This is a genomic window from Actinomadura kijaniata (assembly GCF_014138665.1).
Taxonomy (GTDB): Bacteria; Actinomycetota; Actinomycetes; order Streptosporangiales; family Streptosporangiaceae; genus Spirillospora; species Spirillospora kijaniata.
Genome location: NZ_JACJIA010000024.1, coordinates 43,589 through 61,766, shown reverse-complemented (window position 1 = coordinate 61,766; position 18,178 = coordinate 43,589). Strand labels below are relative to the sequence as shown.

Here is an 18,178-nt window from a genome sequence, read left to right as displayed (position 1 = left end):
CCCACCGCCCCCTTCGCCCGACCGACCCACCCAAGAACAGGGCAACAAGATCAAACGAGGAACATGCCCTACGCCCAGGTACGCCCGACTCGTGACGGCCACGAACCGCAACCGTGACCTCTCAGCCAGCTACCTGGCGGCTGGGGACACGTTCGGGAGCGGAGGGCCCTCCCCGGTTATCTAGGGCCGGTGCGCGGGGTGCGCGCCTGGTCGGGGCGCTCCACCCCGGACCTACCGAGTCCACGGGGTGAGGTCGGCGGAAGCGGACGTGGTCGCCAGGACTGGGCGAGGACGCCGGTGTCGTGGGCCTGGTTGTAGCCGGTGTGGGCGGTGACGGCGGCTCCGCTTGCGGCCAGGATCGCCGGGCCCAGCCCGACCACCGCCGCGCCTGCCAGCAGCGCGACCTTCCGGTTGATGTTCATGACAGCCCCCCGTGTCGCAGACGGCGTTGGAGCCTGGACGCCACAGTGCCCCTGACCAGGCCCAACGCCCTACCTCGTCCACGCTACGCCCGCACAGCCCCAATCACGAGCCCCCGGCTCGGGCGCTCCCCGCCCGGCCGTTCGGACCGAGCCCGACCCGCCGCCCGGCCCGCCGCCGGCCCCGGCGCGCGCGTGTGGCGCTACTGCGGGCCGGGCCCGACAAATCCCGCCGTGCCCGGACCGAAACCGGTCCGGCCGCCGCACCTTACGCACGCATCGTGACCTGCCCAGACAGGCCGGAACTTGCGGCTATGCCACGACCGTTAGCGACAGCCGCAGTCAGGGGCGGACCTCCGGATTCGTTGTCCGCGTGCCACCAGTCAGGGTAGTTTCGCGGGCCACAGCGGGATCGGGTAGTAAGTCAGCGGCACTCGTACTTCTGCACAGCGTCGAATGCCGCCCGGTTGCGTTTCCCAAACAGGGGCTCGACCACGGCTCGTGTGCTGCCACCCTCCTTGAGTGCGCGCGCCGAGGTGGCGACCGCGTCGAGGACCGTATCGAATTGCTTGGCGATGTCCGGTGGTGCGCTCTCCCTCATCCCCCTGCTGTATGCCTTGATGAGCGTGGCCTTCCTGCGCAACTCGGCGAAGTCCAGCGGCTGGCCTTCGATCGCCTTGGAGACATCGCTGCGGAAGATCACGACACCGACCTTGATGGTCGACAGGTTCAGGCAGAACGCCGAGGTGTTCCGGGGGGACGGGGAAGCGGCTGTGGTCGCGGCGCGCGCTGTCGAAGTCGGCGAAGCGGACGAGGACGCCGACGGGACGTCCGAGCCGGAACAGCCCGCCACTGTCAGCACGGCGACCAGCGCACTGGCCACCGAGATGGCCTGCTTGGAAAGAACTGCCGTCGGCAGGCCCGCGCTGGACTGGCCACGCTCTCGCTTGGACGACGCTTCCGTGAACGCCGCGAATATGAATCTCATTGGTCCGGACCGCCCTTTCGGAATGAGGGCCTGGCGGGGTTGGACTAGGGCTTCCGGGGCTTCATGCGCAGGATGGCCGCCCCCTTGGCCGCCGTCACCACCTGGATGGTGATCCCGTTGGCCAGGACCTGAGCGCCGGGGTGCGCGGTGATGTTCGCTTTCCCGGGAGAGCCGAACGCGGGACCGACGATCATGGTCTGGCAGCGCGGGTCACCATCGCAGTTCAGATCGAACTCGCCCGATGAGGGAAGGACGACCTCGAAGGAGATCTCTTCTCCTTTGAGCGATGTCACCTTGATCGCGCTGACCTTGAGTTTCCGCACGTCGGTCTGAATGCGGACCGGACGCGTTACTTTCACCTCGCAGGTGCCGTCCTTGCAGGCACGCAGATTCGTTCCGTCCGCCGCTTGGGGAGTCGGTGTCGGTGTCGGCGACGCCGGTGCTGATGTCGAGGTCGCTGCTTTGGCCGATGGCGACTCGCGTTCGGCCGCGGCGTCCTCCTTGTCCGATCCGCATCCGGCCAGGCCCGTGGTGGCGGTGAACGCCACCAGCCCGACGGCTAGGCGAAGACGGAAACCAGTGCGAGTCATGGCGGGGAGCTCCTTTGAAACCTGCGCGTTGGTTTCGTGCCAATGGAAAGCCTCGATAATGCCATGGCTTCGGGGGGGCTCACCGGCCAACACCGGACACCATTACCGACCTGATGGTGGCGCACCGCTGCGACGAGGCGGGGCATGAGGAGTGCAGGAACGAAGATCCGCGCTGCGCCGCCGTTGTCGGTCACGGAGCGATCACGAGAACGGGCGCATGGCGCGGTCACGCGCGGTACAGGCCGCCCGGTGGCCGCGCGCACTCGGCGGTGGTGGGCTCTGGGTGTTACGTCAAGCAGTCCGTCACTCTCGACTACGTGACGGCCGGGGCCACGTTCGGGAGGAGGACGCCGTCTACCGGCGGCTCTTATCAGGACTGGGTCACAAGGTCACCCCCATCCGGCCGGTGGCGGCGTCCAGGGCATACAGGAGTCCATCGCCGCTGCCGACGTAGACGGTGCCGCCGGCCACCGCCGGCGAGGAGTGCACCGCCCCACCGGTCTTGGCCTTCCACCGCACCTCGCCGGTGAGGGCGTCCAGGGCGTACAGATGCTCGTTGCCGCTGCCGACGTAGACGGTGCTGCCAGTCACCGCCGGCGAGGAGAACACCGGGCCGCCGGTCGGAGTCTGCCACCGCACCTGGCCGGTGGCGGCGTCCAGGGCGTACAGGTGCCGGTCGTGGCTGCCGACGTAGACGGTGCTGCCGGCCACTGCTGGCGAGGAATCCACCGGGCCGCCGGTCGGAGTCTGCCACCGCACCTGGCCGGTGGTGGCGTCCAGGGCGCACAGGTGCTTGTGGACGCCGACGTAGACGGTGTCGTCCGCCACCGCCGGGGAGGAGCGCATCAGGCCGGTGGTGGGGGTCTGCCAGCGTATCTGGCCGGTGGCGGCGTCCAGGGCGTACAGCTTTCGGTCGAAGGATCCAACGTAGACGGTGCCGTCGACCACTGCCGGTGAGGAGGACACCATGCCGTCGGTCTTGGTCTTCCACCGCACGCGACCGACGGCGGCATCGACGGCGTACAGGTGCCCGTCGTCGCTGCCGACATAGACCAGGCCGTCGGCCACCGCCGGCGAAGAGCCCACCGCTCCTCCGGTCTTGGCCTTCCACCGCACGTCGCCGGTGAGGGCGTCCAAGCCGTACAGGTGCCCGTCGTTGCTGCCGACGTAGACCAGGCCGTCGGCCACCGCCGGTGAGGAATGCACCGCGTCGCCGGTCTTGGTCTGCCAGCGCACGTGGCCGGTGAGGGCGTCGACCGCGTACAGGTGCCCGTCGTGGCTGCCGACATAGACCAGGCTGTGGGCCACCGTCGGTGAGGAGTGCACCAAGCCATTGGTGTGGGCGATCCAGGGATCCCATCCAGTAGGAGGGGCGGTCTTCAGACGATAGGCACCGCGGTGGTCGGGGCCGCCGCGGAACATCGCCACCGCCGTGGCGCCCACTCTGGCAGGGGGACTGTCCACCCCCTGCAGCCGACGCTGTACCTGGGCCAGTTGCTGCTCGAAGCGTCGGCTCGCTTCAGCCAGCTGTGCCTGCGCCTGATCGGCGCGTTCCTCGGCCTGCTGCAGGCGCTGTTCCACCTGGGCCAGGCGCTGGTCCAGGTTCCGGTGCTGCTCGGTCAGCTGCGCGCGTAGCTGCTGCAGCTCGGTGGCATCGCCGGCCGGGCGACCGCTGTGGGCGGCGATCCTCTCCCAGGCCTGCGCCCACAGGACCGTCTGGGCGTGGCCCAGGCCGCATTCGCGCAGGAACGCCAGCAGCACCGCTTTGCGCGGCAGCCGTCGCCCAGCCAGCATGTCCGACACCGTCGACCGGGACAACCGGACCTGGTGCTGGGCGGTGCGCTGGTCCAGCTCGCGCAGCGGCGGGCTGTCGGCCCGCACGTACACCTGTTTCACCAGCACCGCCAGCTCCTGGCGGGTGGTCACCTGGCCGAGCCTGTCCTGCAGATCCTGGATGTTGGGCGGATGGTCCACCGGTCCCCGTTCGCCGTGGCGGTTGTCCGAGCGTGTCCGACTCTAAGGCGGACAGCCCGGCGAACGTCCCGGTGCGGCCCCGGACGTCCGATGGCGGCCAGGTGTTGGACCGGACCGGCCCGGGACCGTCCCGGCCTCTGCTGGACAGCCCGGCCCGCGGGCTGTGCTGGTTGAGCGCCCCGACATCCCCGTCAGGCGTGGGACCCGACCCCCGGCGCGTCGGAAACCAAGGAGCACCCGACCATGAACCACCACGACTCCACCCCCGCCCCCCGGCCCCAGACCGCACCCCCGTCGCCCGCGCGCCCGGCCCCGGGCCGCCACCCCGTCCGGCGACGGTGGGTCGCGGTGGTGGTCCTGGCCGCCGCGATCGTGCTGGCCGCGGTGTGGTGGGCCCCGGCCGACCGCGCCGGCGTCCTGGTCAGCCTGATCGGCATCACCGTCACCGCCGTCATCGGCTGGCGGAACACCCCGCCCCGCAACCACACCTAGATCGTTGATGGGAAATGTTGTGGCTGGTCAGTGGTCGTAGGCGATCAGAGAGCGTTTGACCGGTGCGTCGATCAGCCAGTTGTGCCAGATGGCGGCGTTGAGCGCCACGATGCGTTGGCTGATGCGGGCCCACAAACCGTCGGTGGTGCGGGCCTGGTGGCGTTCCAGACCCAGTTGGTTCTTCCACGTCCAGATGACCGCCTCGATGCGCTGCCGCAACCAAGACGGGACCACCTGTCCAGGGGCGGGCTGAGGTTCGTCGTGACGGCGCGGGCGGATCAGCACATAGCCCAGCCGGGCCGCGGCCGCCTCGATGCCGGCACCGGCAAAGCCCTTGTCGCACACGATCGGGCACGGCCCCTCGGCAGGCGGTCGCACGTGCAGCAGGTGCAAGGATTGCTTGCGTTCGTCCAGTTCTTTGGGGTGGGCCAGGCTGAACGCCGTCACGGTGCCCTCGGCGGTGGTGATCAGCATCAGCTTGGCGCCCCAGAAGGCGTGGTGCGAGGTGTCGTGGCCGTAACCGGCGATCTCGCCCAGGGCTGAGCGGTGGACCGTGACGCGGGAGGCGCCGCAGCGTACCGGGGTGCCATCCATCAGCCGCAACCGCTCGTGCCAGGTGGGGGTGGCCCGAGCCAGCCAGCAGGCCACCGCCACCCACACCGGCCCCAGCTGGCGCAGGTGCCGGTTGTACTGGGCCTGACACGGCAGCCGGGGGAACAGGTGCCCGATCCGGGCCGGCGCGATCCGCAACCAGCGTCGTTCCTCATCGCAGCGCAGCAGGACCTGGGCGACCGCGACACAGACCAACTCGGCGTCGGTCAGGGTCGGCCGACGGCCCCGCCGGGGCAGTGGTTGCCGCAAGGGCAGGACGCGGTCGTCCAGGTGGACGTAGAGTGCGGTCAGAAGGGCGTCCAGGTTTGTTTTCACACACCGACCATGGGCGCCCTTCCCCATGCCCGCACCCGGTTCAGCAATTTCCCATCAACGATCTAGCCGACGGTCAGGTGCGGACAGTGAAGAACGTCCTGGACCGGATGGAGAGCTTCCACCGGCTCACCGGCCGTCGCCACCGCGGTGACGCCAACCCGCCCGCGGTGCACCGCCACGCCCGGCCGCTACGCGACCGTGCGATTGTCCACCTCATCCTGGGCACCGGGCTGCGCCGTTCTGAACCTTGTGGTCGCTGCAGCAGGCCTCAGGCATCGGCGCCGATGGCGAGCTCGCCGTACTTGCGGACGGAGAGACCGTCTGCGCGTCGACGTTGATCGTGCTGGGTGCTTTTGAGGCCCTGACCGACACGCTCGGCACTTACCACGGTCACGACCCGCGCAAGGCGGTAGCCGCCGTGCGGCGCCGCATGGTCGCTGTCATGGATCGGCAGCAACGGTGGCGCGAGCAGATGCAACACGACCTTCGCCTCCTGGGCGGCTGAAACACCCAGGTGACGTACTGCACCTATCTCGGCTGGGTGCGGCTCGTTCCCAGTGGACCATCCGCACAGCTCAGCGAGGTGTCTTCGCTGCCCGAGGGCGGACAACGATTCGGGTGCAGTACGTCCTCAGGGACTCATCCGCCCAGTTCGGCCAGCGGCACTTCATTCGCAGTTCCAGAGGCGAAGCCTGTTGCTCGTACCGCTCGGTGAACTGAGCCCAGTTTGGGACGCCCATCAACTGCACCTGTGGCTTCCTGTTCAAACACCGGCGGGGTAACAACGATGAGGCGTCACCCGATACGCGGTTGTGCAGCTCTGGAACGGGTTTTCCACCCTCGCTGTGGCCCTGACCGTCGCGGCTACTACCTCCTCGGCCTGTGGGACGCTTCCGCACACGCCGTCCTCCCCTTCCAGCACGCACCCGTCTTCGGGAGGGAACACGTCGCCGACCCAGCGCGATTGCCCAGGCCGTCGTGGGGGTGAGGTCCCGCCCTATTGCCCGCCGACACCGTCGCGGAGTCCCACGCACAGCGTCACGCCCCCAGATTCGACGCCATCCCCCACCACCACCGACCCCGACCCAACAATGGATCCTCCGACACCAACGCCCTCACCACCGTGAACGCCGCACAGCGGGGTGAGGACAACGGGCCGGAAACGGCCGCCCCTGGCCACCCCGCCCCTGGACAACCTGCGCCCGGTCCAGCCAGACCGATCGTCGAGCTGGCGGGGCTGGTCTCACTGGCACTGGCCGCTCTGTTCTACATGGGGTCGGCCTATATCGGCTCCTACTACAACCACTTCCACGTCAGCACAACGGGGCTGGGCCTGAGCGTGGCCGAACTCGCCGTTCGCGGACTCCGACTGCTGTCGCCGTTCGCGATCCTCATCACCGCGGTGCTGCTCGTGCTGATGACGTTCGGCCGCGGGCTGTCAACGTGGGCCACCCGGTTCGAATGGTGGAGACGGGCCCACACGCGGCTCAACCCGCCGTCGGTCAAGCTGAAGCGGGGAGCGGGACTGGCGCTTACCGCCGCCGGGTTCTGCCTGTACGTCCTCGCCCACCACGTCGCGATCCCCACCGAGCTGATCGCGGTGCTGCTCGGGACCGGTCCGCTGCTGGCCGCTTGGCCGGTACGCGGCGACCGGACCGGACGGCTGGCGTTCGCGGCGGCACTGTTCCTGGCAGCGTTGTGCGTTTTGTGGGCGACCTCGCTGCGCGCCCAGCGACTCGGCGAGGACGCTGCCCGTGACTTCGCCTCAGACCTGCAGCGGCGTACCGCTGTCGTCGTCTATAGCGAGAAGCGGCTTGGGTTCAGCGAAAACGCCGGTGTCAAGCCGGTGCCGCTACCCACTGGCGACTCTCGGTACCGGTACCGGTACGAAGGGCTGCGGCTACTCGCCGTCCGAGACGGGCGTTACTACTTGCTACCCGTTGGCTGGCATCCCGACCAGCATCCCACCTACGTGCTGCATGAGGAAGACGACCTCCGCGTGGAGCTGTACGCCGGTGCCCCATCCGTCCAATAGGACTACAGAACCTCTGACATGCGAGACGAACTTGCCCATCAGCACTCCACGCTCGGCACGCCTGGCAAGCATGTCACAAACTGCCAGTCTGGCCGTGCGCACAACAGGCATAGAACGAAATCGCTGGCCAAGTGAGCTGGGACTGAGAACCTACTGCTCCCTTTCGGAATCGCAGTAACGCCTGCGATGTGCGAGAAGCGATCTATTCACACCCTGCGGCGTTGTCCCTGTTCGCACCACAGCTCACACCGTGCTCACACAAGCGGCCCCTTAGGTGTCCGAACGAGCTCTCGCCAACTGCTACGAGAGGACGCATGTCGGCGTCTACTACCTGTGACGTGGCTCGCTGAGGGGCGTACTTTCTGCCTCGGTATTTGTCGTGTCTGGTCGGCCTGATGGTGCGGGTGTTTGTGGAGGCGAATGTCTGGTTAGTTCCAACCGTAGCAAATCCGCGATGCACTGCGGCAGAATCGAGGACCGGTGGTCATGGTGGCTGAAGTCGTTCCGCTCGGGCTCGACCGGCCGCACGACTACCAGGACGCGGGGGTGGTCTACCTGCGTTCGGCGAGGATCGCCGAGTCGTCCAAGCGGACCTACCGGATCTTGCTGAGCACCTGGGCGTGGTTGGCGGCCGGCCAGCAGCCGCCGCCGGTCCCGTTTGCGCTCCTGGATGGCCCGGCGGCCGCCGAGGTCTCGGCCGCGGCGTTTGCGGTGCGGGTGGCGACGACTGATGCCGACACCGCCAACCGGGAGCTGTCGGCGATGAAGGCCACCATCACCTGGTGGCGGCAGTGCGGCTGGCTGGCGGGGACCCGGTGCTGGCGATCGAGCGACGGCCCGCACCGCCGGACGGACCCGGGCGCTGAGCCGCGATCAGATCGCTGCGTTGTTCCAGGTCAAGACCGACGTGCGCGACAGGGCGCTGTGGAAGATGCTCCACGAGACGTGCGCGCGCCGAGGAGATCCTCACCTTGGACTTGGAGGGCCTGCTGCTGCCCGAGAAGCGGGCGTGGGTGACTTCCAAGGGCGGCGCGACCGAGTGGGTTCACTGGCAGTCCAGGACCGCCCGGCTGCTGCCCGGATCCTGCGCGGTCGCGGGTCGGTGTTCCTCACCCAGCACAGAGCGCGGGCGGGGGTACCGGCCCTGGACGTGTGCCTGGTGACGGGGCGGACCCGGCTGTCCGACCGGCGCGCAGCCGAGATTCTCGAGGCGGCCACGCGTCCGCTGGCCCATCCGCAGGTGCGCGACGCCGTCGAGCCGGTGCTGCTGGGCGGGTGGACGCTCCAGCAGCTGCGGCACTCGGCGCTCACCCACGAAGCCGAGGAGGGCACCAACATGCCCACGTGGCTGGCCCGTTCCCGGCATGCCTCGGTGCGCTCGCTGGAGCGCTATGCGCGGCCGGGCATCGACGCCGTCGCCGACTATGTCGCCCGCCGTGATCCTCAAGCCCGGCACAGAACCTGACCTCTGAGCTGCTGAAGGCCCGCACGCCACCATCCCCGCCGTCCGCGCGGTCCTGATGACCAACACCGTGACCGCCCCGGCGGTGGACAAGGCCCATCCGCTGAACGAGATGATCACCGAGATGGGCAGGCTCGACCGGCCTGAGTACAAACACCTGGTAGTAGGGCAGAAACTGCCTCAGCTCATGGGAGAGCTGCACGTCCACGCCTGGGACCCGGCCGACGAACTGGCCTCCCGCCTGGCGCTGGAGACGCTGATCGACGCCTTTCAGACGGTGACCTTCGTCTCCGGGGACCTGGGGTATGAGGACCTAGCCTCGATCGCCGCCGTCGTGCACCCGGGTGACGTCCTGACGGTGTCGGAGCTGTTTCGGCTCTGCCGCGACCTGGTCGACATCCACGCTGTCTGCGACTGACCAGGCCCGCGGCGTCGCCCTGCGGGTGCTGTCCGGGCCGCTGTCGAACGTCCACGACCTGGCGGCAGGCGACGCCATCGACCGCCCTGCTCATCAACGTGATCACCGCCGTCGGCCAGTTCCAGCGCGAGCTGCAGAACGAGCTGACCGCCGAGGGGATCGCCGCAGCGGAAGCCGAAGGCCGCTACCGAGGCCGCCCGCGCTGCCCGGCGTTCAGCGAGAGCAGGTATGGTCGGCGTTCACCGACCAGGGTGCCTCGATCGCAGCGCTCGCACGCGCCCACAGAGTAAGTCGCGCGGCCATCCAGACCGCTCTGGGCGACCTCCTGTCCGACCAGAGCGTCCCATCACCCCGATCAACCTGACCGAGAAACACCCCTGCCGACCTGCGGACTAGCGCTAAGCGCTAATACCCGGCCGGATCTTCCCGCTGCCCCAACACCGCCCGGCCAGGCTCAGGTCTCGCTTGAGAACCGACGTCAAGGCGCGAACAGCATGAATAATGCTGTTGTCTGGTCGCTTCCCTGGCAGAGCTGGATATGAACGATACATCGTGGTACCCGTCCTACCGCGCGCCATGGAGGTTCCGCCTGGGCGCTCTGGGCCTCACTCTGCCCGGCGGCGTTCCTTTGCTGGCAAAGATCCTCGCAGATGGTTCGGTCCCCTGGGCCGCCCGTCTCGCGCTGGCCTTGCCGACCATCGCCACGATTCTGGTGGTCAACGGCTTCGGCTGGCGAACTCTGACCAGTGCTCGCCCCTCTCACCTTGTGACTCGAAGGCTGTTGCGCGCCAGGGTCACTCCTTGGCCGCAGATCCGGGCGATCGGCAAGGACAACTATGGCCTGCCAGTGGCAGACTTGGTCGACGGCCAGCGCATCCGCCTCCCGAACGTTCTCGATGACGCCCACAGCACCGGAGAGGAAAAGCTCGAGGAGCTGCGGCGTATCTGGCAGCAACAGCGTGAGCGGACATGACAGCGGCTCGTCGCGCCCCGCCCGCCTGACAGCTGATCCAGCTCGTCCCCGACCAGCGTCCAGTTCCCGACGAGCTCGTCCTCGTCCAGCACACGAGCCACGCGGCATTCGGCCCTCTCGCGAAACGGGCAGCCAAGCCACCACACGCCCTACAAATCCGGATCAATACTGACCGCGCACGATCACCCATGCCCGACGATTTAGGGAAAGTCGCTCCACATCTCTCAGAGCGCTCCTGCTGAGCTGGGCGAACTCAATCGCGTGTACCAGGTGACGCACGCGAAGTGAGCCGGGCCGCCATCCATACCGCTCTGGCCGACCTGCTGCCCGACCCGGGTATCCCGACTCCTCGATCATCCTGACCGAGCCGAGTCCTGACCTGCGGATCCGTCCTTGCGTAGCTACCCGTCACCTGAGGCCAGCCCTGACGCACCCTCTGGCGTTCCAGCAATCAGGCCGCGTGCCGGCTGACCGCCTGTGGGGGGCCGCCGCAGGAAGGCGGGAACCGGCTGGCCCCCTACCAGCCGTGGCCGGGCAAGGGAAAACACAGATGGTGTGCGCCGCACACCGACAGGGCCTGGTAGGGCGATCGGCGGCCCGCCGGGCGGTGTCCGTTGGCGACAGGTGAGAAGACTCCGCGGCATGGGGGCAGTCCTGTCTGTGTGAGGGTGACCGGTTTCCCACTGTCGGTGGTCAGGGCGGCCGAGCGGGGCAAGGATGGGCTCAGCGGACCACCGCGCCCGGCGCTACTCCCCCTCAAGCGCAGGGTGGCAACGGCCCGCATGGGGGCGGCAGACAGGGCCCTGACCGGTGTTCCTGCCCCACAGGCCGGTCATGGGCCCTGCCTTCCCCTCCGCAAGACGGGTCGTGCCTGCTGTGGGGCGCGGGACGACCCGTCGCCCACACCCGGCCCTCCGGCCGCTCCTCCAAGAGGGGCACGGCGGCCGTGTGTGACCAGGACCCCGCCAACCGCCAGAGTCGGCGGCGGCCCTACCCACCACGTTCCTCTCCCGCCCGGAGCCTGTCATCGAACGGTGCGTTTTCTGGATAGCACTGCGCACTGGCCGACACAGCCGCCAACCTGTGACTTCCGGAGCTTGATGTCGTCTGATCATCAGTGCTCTTTGTCGTACGGGGTCAACCGAAGCGTTGCGGGGGCGGGCGACCTGATCCAGTGGAGGGCTCAGCGTTTAGTGTGGGCGGCGGCGTTCGTAGGGGTGGCGTTCGGCGGTGGCGCGGGATCATCGCGGACACGAAGTCCTGAAGGTGACACCTTCCAACGTTGCGGAGGCCAAGCGCGGTGGGGCCGGGCTCCCGGGGCCCGCCGAGGAGGATGTCCTGGGTTTGTCCGCCAGGGGATGAACAACTAGCCGCCCGCCACCGCCGTTGCGACTTCCCTCAACGCCTGTGCCTGCTGGTCGGGGTCGGTGATGGAGCGGGCGATGCGTTCGGCCTGGGCCAGCAGGGCTTGAGCGTCGGCCGGGTTATGCGCGGCCACCACACCCGCGACCCTGGCCAACGCCCATGCGTGATCGTCGGGGGCGAGCGTGGAACGGGCGATGCGCTGGGCCTGAGTCAGCAGGGTTTGAGCGCGGGCCGGGTCGTTCGCGGCCACCACACCCGCGACCCTGGCCAACGCCGCTGCCTGTTTGTCGGGATCGGTGATGGAGTAGGCGATACGCTCGGCCCCGGCCAGATCATGTGCGGCCACCGCCTGCGCAACATTCGTCAACGCCCACGCCTGCAGATAGGACAGATGGGAAGCGGTGATGGAGCGGGCGATGCGTTCGGCACCGACCGGATCGTAGGCGGCTACCTCCTTCGCGACGTCCCTTAGGGCCGTTGCCTGATGGAAGGGGATGGTGATGGAGCCGGCGATGCGCTCGGCACCGGCCAGATCATGCACAGCCGCCGCCTTTGTCAGATCCCTCAACGCCTGTGCCTGCTGGTCGGGGTCGGTGATGGAGCGGGCGATGCGCTCGGCACCGGCCAGATCATGCGCGGCCGCCGCCTCTATGACCTCCCTCAATGCCCACTTGCGGATATTGGGGTCGGTGATGGAGCGGGCGATGCGTTCGGCACCGGCCAGGTCACGCGCGGCCGCCACCTCCGCGACCTCCCTCAATGCCCACTTGCGGATGTCGGGGTCGGTGATGGAGTCGGCGATGCGCTTGGCGCGGGCCGGATCATGCGCAGCCTCGGCACCCGCGACCCTGGCCAACGCCGCTGCCTGCCGGTCGGGGTCGGTGACGGAACGGGCGATGTGTTGGGCCTGGGCCAGCAGGGCCTGAGCCTCGGCCGGATCTTGCACGGCCACCGCGTCCGCGACCTCTGCCAACACCATCGCTTGTCTGTCGAGGGCATCCAGGGACCGGGCGAGGAGCTGGGCCTGGACCAGCAAGGGATGAGAGCCAGCCGGATCGTGCGCGGCCACCGCCTTGGCGACATCGCTCAACGCCCGCGCCTGCTGGTCGGGATCGGTGAAAGACCGGGCGATCCGTGCGGCCTCGGGCAGATCGCGTATCGCCACCCCCCTGGCAACATCCCGCAACGCCCACATCCGATTGGCGGGATCGGGACAGGAACGGGCGATACGTTCGGCCTCAGTCGGATCGTGCGCGGCCACCGCACGTGCGACCTGCGACAACGCTCGCATCTGCTCGTGGGAGTCGGTGATGGACAACACGATGCGTTGAGCCTGGGCCAGGTGGGGGCTTTGCGGCGCGGGGGCGGTCTGCAGGCGGGTTGCCGCTTCGGCGGCTGAGGTGGGCCGCTGGTCGGGGTCTTTGACCAACAAGCCCGCGATGGCGCTATCAAGGTGGCGGGGGATCGCGGGGCGGTGGGTGCTGGGCGGGTCAGGGGTCTTGGCCAAGTGCATGGCGATCAGGGCGCGCAGGTCACTGGCCGGGAAGACGGTCCGGCCCGTCAGCAGGTGATACAGGGTGGCGCCCAGGGCATACAGGTCGGCGCGGTGGTCGACTTGGCGGCCGTCGAGCTGCTCGGGTGCCATGTAGGCCAGCGTGCCCGGCTGGAAGCCTTCGCTGGTCAGACCGGCGGTGCTGTCCTGGAGGCGGGCAACCCCAAAGTCGCAGATCTTGACGGTGCCGTCATCCAGGACCATCAGGTTGGCGGGCTTGATGTCGCGGTGCACGATCCCCGCGGCGTGCGCGGCGGCCAGACCCTCACACGCCTGCACCCCGTACTCCAAGGCGTCCTGCACCGGAAGCCCGCCCGGGTGCTCTTCCAGGACCGACTTGAGGTCACGGCCGTCCAGAAACTCCAGTACCAGGAACGGATGAATCCGCTCGATGCCGTCGCCCCGGTCCTGTCGGTGCTCACCCAGGTCATGGACGGCAGTGATGTTGCGGTGGTTCAGCCGTGCGGCCGACTCCCCCTCCCGATGGAAACGCGCCAGCAGCACAGCGGTGGACCTTTCGTCGGCCAGCAGCTCGGCCAGCAGCATCTTGACCGCCACCCGGCGGCGCAGACGCTGGTCGAACCCCTCCCACACCTCGCCCATCCCGCCACGGCCCAGACGCCGCTCCAACCGGTACCGGCCCGCCAACATCTCCCCAGCCCTCATGACGATCAACCTAGCCCGGCGCACCGGTACATGCCGGAGAAATTCACCTCCACCGAACCCTTCGGCCCGCACGCCGGATCGGCCTCTATCTGCTCAGCGGCGAACCGACCACCCCCACCCGCTTACTGCTGAGCGCGACCCCTACGCACGCCGCCACCTACGCTGAACCCCGCCCCAATCCACCCCGAACCAGGGCGAGTCAGCCGTTCACCAGTGTTACAGCCAAGCCCGCATGGCAAAGAGCGCTGATGATCAGGCGACATCAAACGCTGAAAGTCACCGCCAACCGGCGGACAGGCCTGGGACGGAGCTACGGTGCCCAGAGGCCCGCCTTCCTGCTGACCCGCTGGGGCGTTGCGCGTGCGCAGCAGCTCTGCCAGACCGGCCGCGCCGGTAGGGCTGGCAGGCCCAGAGGGCGGTCGTGAGCCCTGGGCGCCAGGCAGTATCGGGCGCATCACCGGTCATACAAGCCTGACCTGGGCGGCAAGCGCCTCACCGACACCACCCTCACTACCGTTAGCGGTCAAACGACTGCGGATAGTGGAGAATCTTCGCCACGGAACGGACCCCTGAGGCGCCTGCGCCCCACCACCCTGACCGGCACCGCCCTGCTGTCTGCGGCCCTGCTGCCCCCGGGTCTGCTGGCGGCGATCGCCGCCCCCGTGCACGCCGCCCCCGTCCCCACTGCGGCCACTGGCCAGACCATCGGGCAGGTCACCGGTCAGGCTGCGAGGCTGCGCACACCGCAAGGAGGACCAGCGGGAGAGTCAGCCCGAGCACCGGAGGGGTGGGCGTTGCGGTATCCGCAGGTGCCGTGCGTGCAGTACCTGACGCCCAACACCGCCTACACCGCCATCCACCGCACCTACCGCACCGACGCCATCGGCCGCCCCCGACGCGCCAGCGTCACCACCCTGTCCCAACGCACCTCACCCGCTCACCGTGCAAGACCACCGTGGGCGCCTGGCGACCGCCCGGCTACCAGGGCGGCCACCTGATCACCGCCACCCTGCGCGGGGCATCCGAGCACTACAACCTGGCCCCCATGCAGGGCAACCAGATCAACCAAGGACTGATGAAGGCCATCGAGAACGGCGCCAAACGCTGCCTGACCCGCGCCGCGGCCACCGGCTACACCATCACCCTGACCTACCCCACCGGCACCTCCATGGGTCCCGACCCGCATCCAGGTCGACACGCTCCCCCACCCGCAACCCCGCCGTACCCTTCACCGCCTCCTTCCACAACACCACCTACCAGCCCGCCGGCTACACCCGCCTACACAACGAGACCCGCGCCAAACTCACCCGCAGCGGCTGCTGACCGCCTCTGATCCACAGAGCCGCGCCACCCCACCCCAGGCCGCCACCGGTGGAAGCCCGAACGGGTCTGCGGCGGCCAGGCCGTCGCCTGGCCGTCACCTTGGGCGCACCGGCCTGGCCGCCTGGCCGTCCCGCTGCTTCGGCCAGCCCGGTGCGCGGGCGACTCCGCTCAGAACCGGGTGTGGCGGTCGGTGCGGGCCACCCGACGAACCTGCTCAGCGCGCACCCCACGCGCCTGACGCAGGTCGGCTCCACGCAGGTCAGCGTTGTTCCACTTGACCTGACTCAGGTTGGTCTTGAACAGATCCGCCCCGCGTAGATCCGCCCCGCGCAGATCCACCCCGGCCAGACTCGCCTGCCTCAGGATTGCCCCGTACATCTTCGCCTCACGCAGGTCCGCTCCGCCCATCTCCGCACGGCGTAGGTCCGCCAGATTCAGGCTGGTCTTGCGCAGGTTCGCCTCCGCCAGGTTCGCGCGGTACAACAACGTCCCCCTCAGGTTCTTGCCGTGCAGGTCGACGTTGCGCAGGTTGATAGACAGATCCCAGTAATAGCCGGAAGAGCTGAGCGCCTTCAGGGCCGCCTCGACATCGACCGCCAGTCGGCTCTGGTCAGAGCCGACTGGCGGCTTGTCCTGGGCATGGCTGCGCACGTAGGCGGCCAGCACCGGCATGACAGTGAACCGGTCCCGGTCGGAGTCAACCATCAGCCGCTCCAAGGCGTAGATGCCGCCGATGCGCACCTCAGGCTTGGGCGACCCCAGCTGTTCAATGGCCTTGGTGTAGCGGTCGGTGATCTGGCCTTCCTTGGTGGCTTGCAAGGTCAGCCAGGTGCTGATCAGGCTGGCGGCGGTGAACAGCACACCAAAGGCGATCCCGAAGCTGTTGAACCACTGATGGCGGCTGTGTCGGCGGGCGTCGCGGCGCTGGCGCTGCAGCTCCAGCAGCTCCAGCCGGTCGCGGACCGGCAACTGATCGAGTTCCTCCTGGGTAGGAGGACGCAACCGCCCCTCAACCGGCGGGTCGGCAGGCGGGGCGGCCGGTGGGTCGGCTGGTGAGGTCACCTCGGGGCGGGAGCCGGGGTCGGGCTGGGAGGCGGGGTCGGGGGGCGGGGGCGTAGCGCTCATACCGGTTGGACGCCTGGCTGATGTGCCGCGATGCAGATCGTTTGCCGGACAGCAGCGCCCATGCCAACCCCGCATCCCGTGTGAAGCCTGCTCGCGTTCCCGGTGTGTGCGGTGGCCTCCTCTGCGGTGAGATCTCTGCACCCGAAACGATGGTGTCGCCGGTCGCCGGAGCGTGCTTCCGGAGGGTTGGGCGTGGTGGTTTTGTCGTCATGTGAAAACAGAAGGTGTGGTGGAACCTCCCGACGGCTTCGCCCCGCAGGCCCGTCTCACCAGCGGCGATAGCGGTGCGTGACGGGCGTGGCGGCGGGTGGTTCTTGTCCGGCGCTGGCGTGTGTTGGGGCGGGCAGGACCATTGCGACCGCTTGTCGCGAGACCGTGACCGCTGGTCGCAGGCGGCGCGTGATTGCCGATCGGCAGGGTTCGACAGGGTTAGGTTCTGGGGCGCTGACCGGTCGAGCCCGGTGCCACGCGGGCCTGGTGGGGGATCAGGGCCGAGGTCTGGCACCCGAGGTCTGGCCGGTTGGTCGCCTCCGTGGGCGCGTTCTTTGTTCAGCGCCCCTCGCCTCGGCGCCAGGTGTCCCAGCACCGATGAGGACGCGCCCACGGAGAGCGCCACCCGGTGGTGCTCAGCGACCCTAGGCGTTCAGCACCACCGGGTGTGCGGCGAGATCATGCGGCAACCACCGCACGCGCCACCCGGCCGGCGTCCTGGTCGGCGTCCTGGTCGGCGTCCTGGTCGGCGGGCGTGCCGCGTGGAACATAGGGCGTACGGGGGTAAGAGCAGGGCGTGGGCGGTGTCCCGCCGGACCCGGTGTCAAACCGTGATCATCCCACCGGGTGCTGCGGGCCCGCCCCCACCTCCGCAGGGCGGAAAGCCTTTGGCCTGTTAAGACAGGAGGTAGCTGACGACCTGGAAGAGGCCAGGGGCAGCGCCGCCCATTCCCCAGTACTGGATCGGCACGAACCACAGCTGGTGCTGGTTCCGTTCTTCGGGGGCAGGTCGCACATGTCTGTGAAGCATCCGGTGCCCCAGGTGAGGAGGGCACCGACGGTGGTGGCGGTGCGCCGGGAAGGCGGCGAGCGGGCAGCCCGGATCGGTGCTGCTGCCGCCATGCCGCCGTTCGGCATGCTCCCGACCACCGCTAGGCCGATCCTGACCATCACCTACGGCCAGTGGCAGGACCTGCTGCGCGTCCTACGCAATCACGCCGGCTGACCGAAACACAATGTGGTCTTGCCGCCGGTCAGGCGGCCGCGGCCCGGCTGGGCCATGTGCTGGTCCGCCCGCACCGCCACGACGAACCCGAGCCTGCCCCTGGCCAGGTGTCCCCGTCTTGGTTGCGCAACGCATCGAGGCGGTCATCTGGACGCTGAAGAACCAGCTGGATCTGGAACGCCACCACGCCCGCACCACCGAGGGGCTGTGGGCCCGCATCAGCCAGCGCACCGTAGCGCTCAACGCCGCCATCTGGCACAACTGGCTGATCGGCGCACCCGTCAAACGCTCCCTGATCGCCTACGACCACTGACCAGCCCGCCGGTGCGCAAGCTGCTCTCTCCCATCAACGGCATCGAAAGCCTCAACTACCAGCTATGCATGGTCGCCAAGAGCCGCGGCCACTTCGAGGACAAACGCGCCCGCGAACGGCTCGCCAACCGCTCCGCCGAGGCAGGCACAACGACCCTTTCGCCCGTCTCATCGAGGGGCGACGCTCCCACGGCCGGCGCGAAGCATTCAACGAACTTGGGCTCGCCTATCCAGGAAGGATCAAGTAACCAGGCAAGCCCGACCCAAGGCGGCAAAGAACACTCTTCATCACTTAGAGCGAAACTCTACATGCCTGAGGTTGCAAGCTTTGGCTGCCTGGG

Annotated in this window: 16 protein-coding genes and 1 pseudogene; 9 read left to right on the top strand and 8 right to left on the bottom strand. The window is 68.7% G+C overall.

Annotated features, from left to right (window positions below; translation table 11 throughout):
• Positions 1-176: 176 nt before the first annotated feature.
• From HNR61_RS45185 to HNR61_RS45170, 4 genes are all read right to left on the bottom strand, one after another.
• Positions 177-422 carry a hypothetical protein gene (locus HNR61_RS45185; protein ID WP_182849314.1) on the bottom strand — a complete coding sequence of 82 codons (246 nt, stop codon included), beginning with the start codon at positions 420-422 and terminating at the stop codon, positions 177-179.
• Between the two features lie 421 nt (positions 423-843).
• On the bottom strand, positions 844-1,407 hold the full coding sequence (locus tag HNR61_RS45180) for a hypothetical protein (protein WP_182849313.1): 564 nt from the start codon (positions 1,405-1,407) through the stop codon (positions 844-846).
• Positions 1,408-1,451: 44 nt separating this feature from the next.
• A complete protein-coding gene (locus tag HNR61_RS45175) occupies positions 1,452-1,997 on the bottom strand; it encodes a hypothetical protein (protein WP_182849312.1) in 546 nt (181 codons plus the stop codon).
• A 381-nt stretch (positions 1,998-2,378) separates the two neighbouring features.
• Positions 2,379-3,971 carry an outer membrane protein assembly factor BamB family protein gene (locus HNR61_RS45170; RefSeq protein ID WP_182849311.1) on the bottom strand — a complete coding sequence of 531 codons (1,593 nt, stop codon included), beginning with the start codon at positions 3,969-3,971 and terminating at the stop codon, positions 2,379-2,381.
• 243 nt (positions 3,972-4,214) lie between these two features.
• Here HNR61_RS45170 and HNR61_RS45165 point away from each other — a divergent pair, with 243 nt between their 5' ends.
• Positions 4,215-4,463, top strand: a complete 249-nt coding sequence (locus tag HNR61_RS45165) for a hypothetical protein (RefSeq protein ID WP_182849310.1) — start codon at positions 4,215-4,217, stop codon at positions 4,461-4,463.
• 27 nt (positions 4,464-4,490) lie between these two features.
• Here HNR61_RS45165 and HNR61_RS45160 read toward each other — a convergent pair whose 3' ends face one another.
• Positions 4,491-5,390: a transposase gene (locus HNR61_RS45160; protein ID WP_182849309.1), complete on the bottom strand. Its 900-nt coding sequence runs from the start codon at positions 5,388-5,390 to the stop codon at positions 4,491-4,493.
• 268 nt (positions 5,391-5,658) lie between these two features.
• A complete protein-coding gene (locus HNR61_RS45155; protein ID WP_182849308.1) occupies positions 5,659-5,871 on the bottom strand; it encodes a hypothetical protein in 213 nt (70 codons plus the stop codon).
• Positions 5,872-6,513: 642 nt separating this feature from the next.
• On the opposite strand from HNR61_RS45155, the gene HNR61_RS45150 reads away from it, so the two are divergent.
• From HNR61_RS45150 to HNR61_RS45135, 4 genes are all read left to right on the top strand, one after another.
• Positions 6,514-7,425 (top strand): hypothetical protein, encoded by a 912-nt coding sequence (locus HNR61_RS45150; protein ID WP_182849307.1) that lies wholly within the window; start codon positions 6,514-6,516, stop codon positions 7,423-7,425.
• A gap of 1,039 nt (positions 7,426-8,464) precedes the next feature.
• Positions 8,465-8,890 carry a hypothetical protein gene (locus HNR61_RS47150; protein ID WP_220510570.1) on the top strand — a complete coding sequence of 142 codons (426 nt, stop codon included), beginning with the start codon at positions 8,465-8,467 and terminating at the stop codon, positions 8,888-8,890.
• Between the two features lie 55 nt (positions 8,891-8,945).
• Entirely contained in the window at positions 8,946-9,305 is a 360-nt protein-coding gene (locus HNR61_RS45140) for a hypothetical protein (RefSeq protein ID WP_182849306.1), read from the top strand.
• Between the two features lie 538 nt (positions 9,306-9,843).
• Positions 9,844-10,278, top strand: coding sequence for a PH domain-containing protein (locus HNR61_RS45135; RefSeq protein WP_182849305.1), 435 nt, complete (start codon positions 9,844-9,846; stop codon positions 10,276-10,278).
• Positions 10,279-11,644: 1,366 nt separating this feature from the next.
• Here HNR61_RS45135 and HNR61_RS45130 read toward each other — a convergent pair.
• Positions 11,645-13,861, bottom strand: a complete 2,217-nt coding sequence (locus HNR61_RS45130; RefSeq protein WP_182849304.1) for a serine/threonine-protein kinase — start codon at positions 13,859-13,861, stop codon at positions 11,645-11,647.
• Between the two features lie 794 nt (positions 13,862-14,655).
• Between HNR61_RS45130 and HNR61_RS48930 the strand changes: the two genes are divergently transcribed.
• Both HNR61_RS48930 and HNR61_RS50675 read left to right on the top strand, forming a co-directional pair.
• Positions 14,656-14,859: a hypothetical protein gene (locus HNR61_RS48930; RefSeq protein WP_182849303.1), complete on the top strand. Its 204-nt coding sequence runs from the start codon at positions 14,656-14,658 to the stop codon at positions 14,857-14,859.
• Positions 14,817-15,194, top strand: coding sequence for a DNA/RNA non-specific endonuclease (locus HNR61_RS50675; RefSeq protein ID WP_182849302.1), 378 nt, complete (start codon positions 14,817-14,819; stop codon positions 15,192-15,194). The genes HNR61_RS48930 and HNR61_RS50675 overlap by 43 nt, the downstream gene beginning before the upstream one ends.
• 158 nt (positions 15,195-15,352) lie before the next feature.
• Here the strand turns inward: HNR61_RS50675 and HNR61_RS48925 are convergent, their stop codons facing one another.
• Positions 15,353-16,246, bottom strand: coding sequence for a pentapeptide repeat-containing protein (locus HNR61_RS48925; RefSeq protein ID WP_182849301.1), 894 nt, complete (start codon positions 16,244-16,246; stop codon positions 15,353-15,355).
• A 1,036-nt stretch (positions 16,247-17,282) separates the two neighbouring features.
• On the opposite strand from HNR61_RS48925, the gene HNR61_RS45110 reads away from it, so the two are divergent.
• Together HNR61_RS45110 and HNR61_RS45105 are read left to right on the top strand one after the other, a co-directional pair.
• Positions 17,283-17,525, top strand: a complete 243-nt coding sequence (locus HNR61_RS45110; protein WP_182849300.1) for a hypothetical protein — start codon at positions 17,283-17,285, stop codon at positions 17,523-17,525.
• Positions 17,526-17,554: 29 nt separating this feature from the next.
• Positions 17,555-17,838: pseudogene (locus tag HNR61_RS45105) on the top strand (IS982 family transposase); the annotation flags it as partial.
• Positions 17,839-18,178 lie beyond the last annotated feature (340 nt).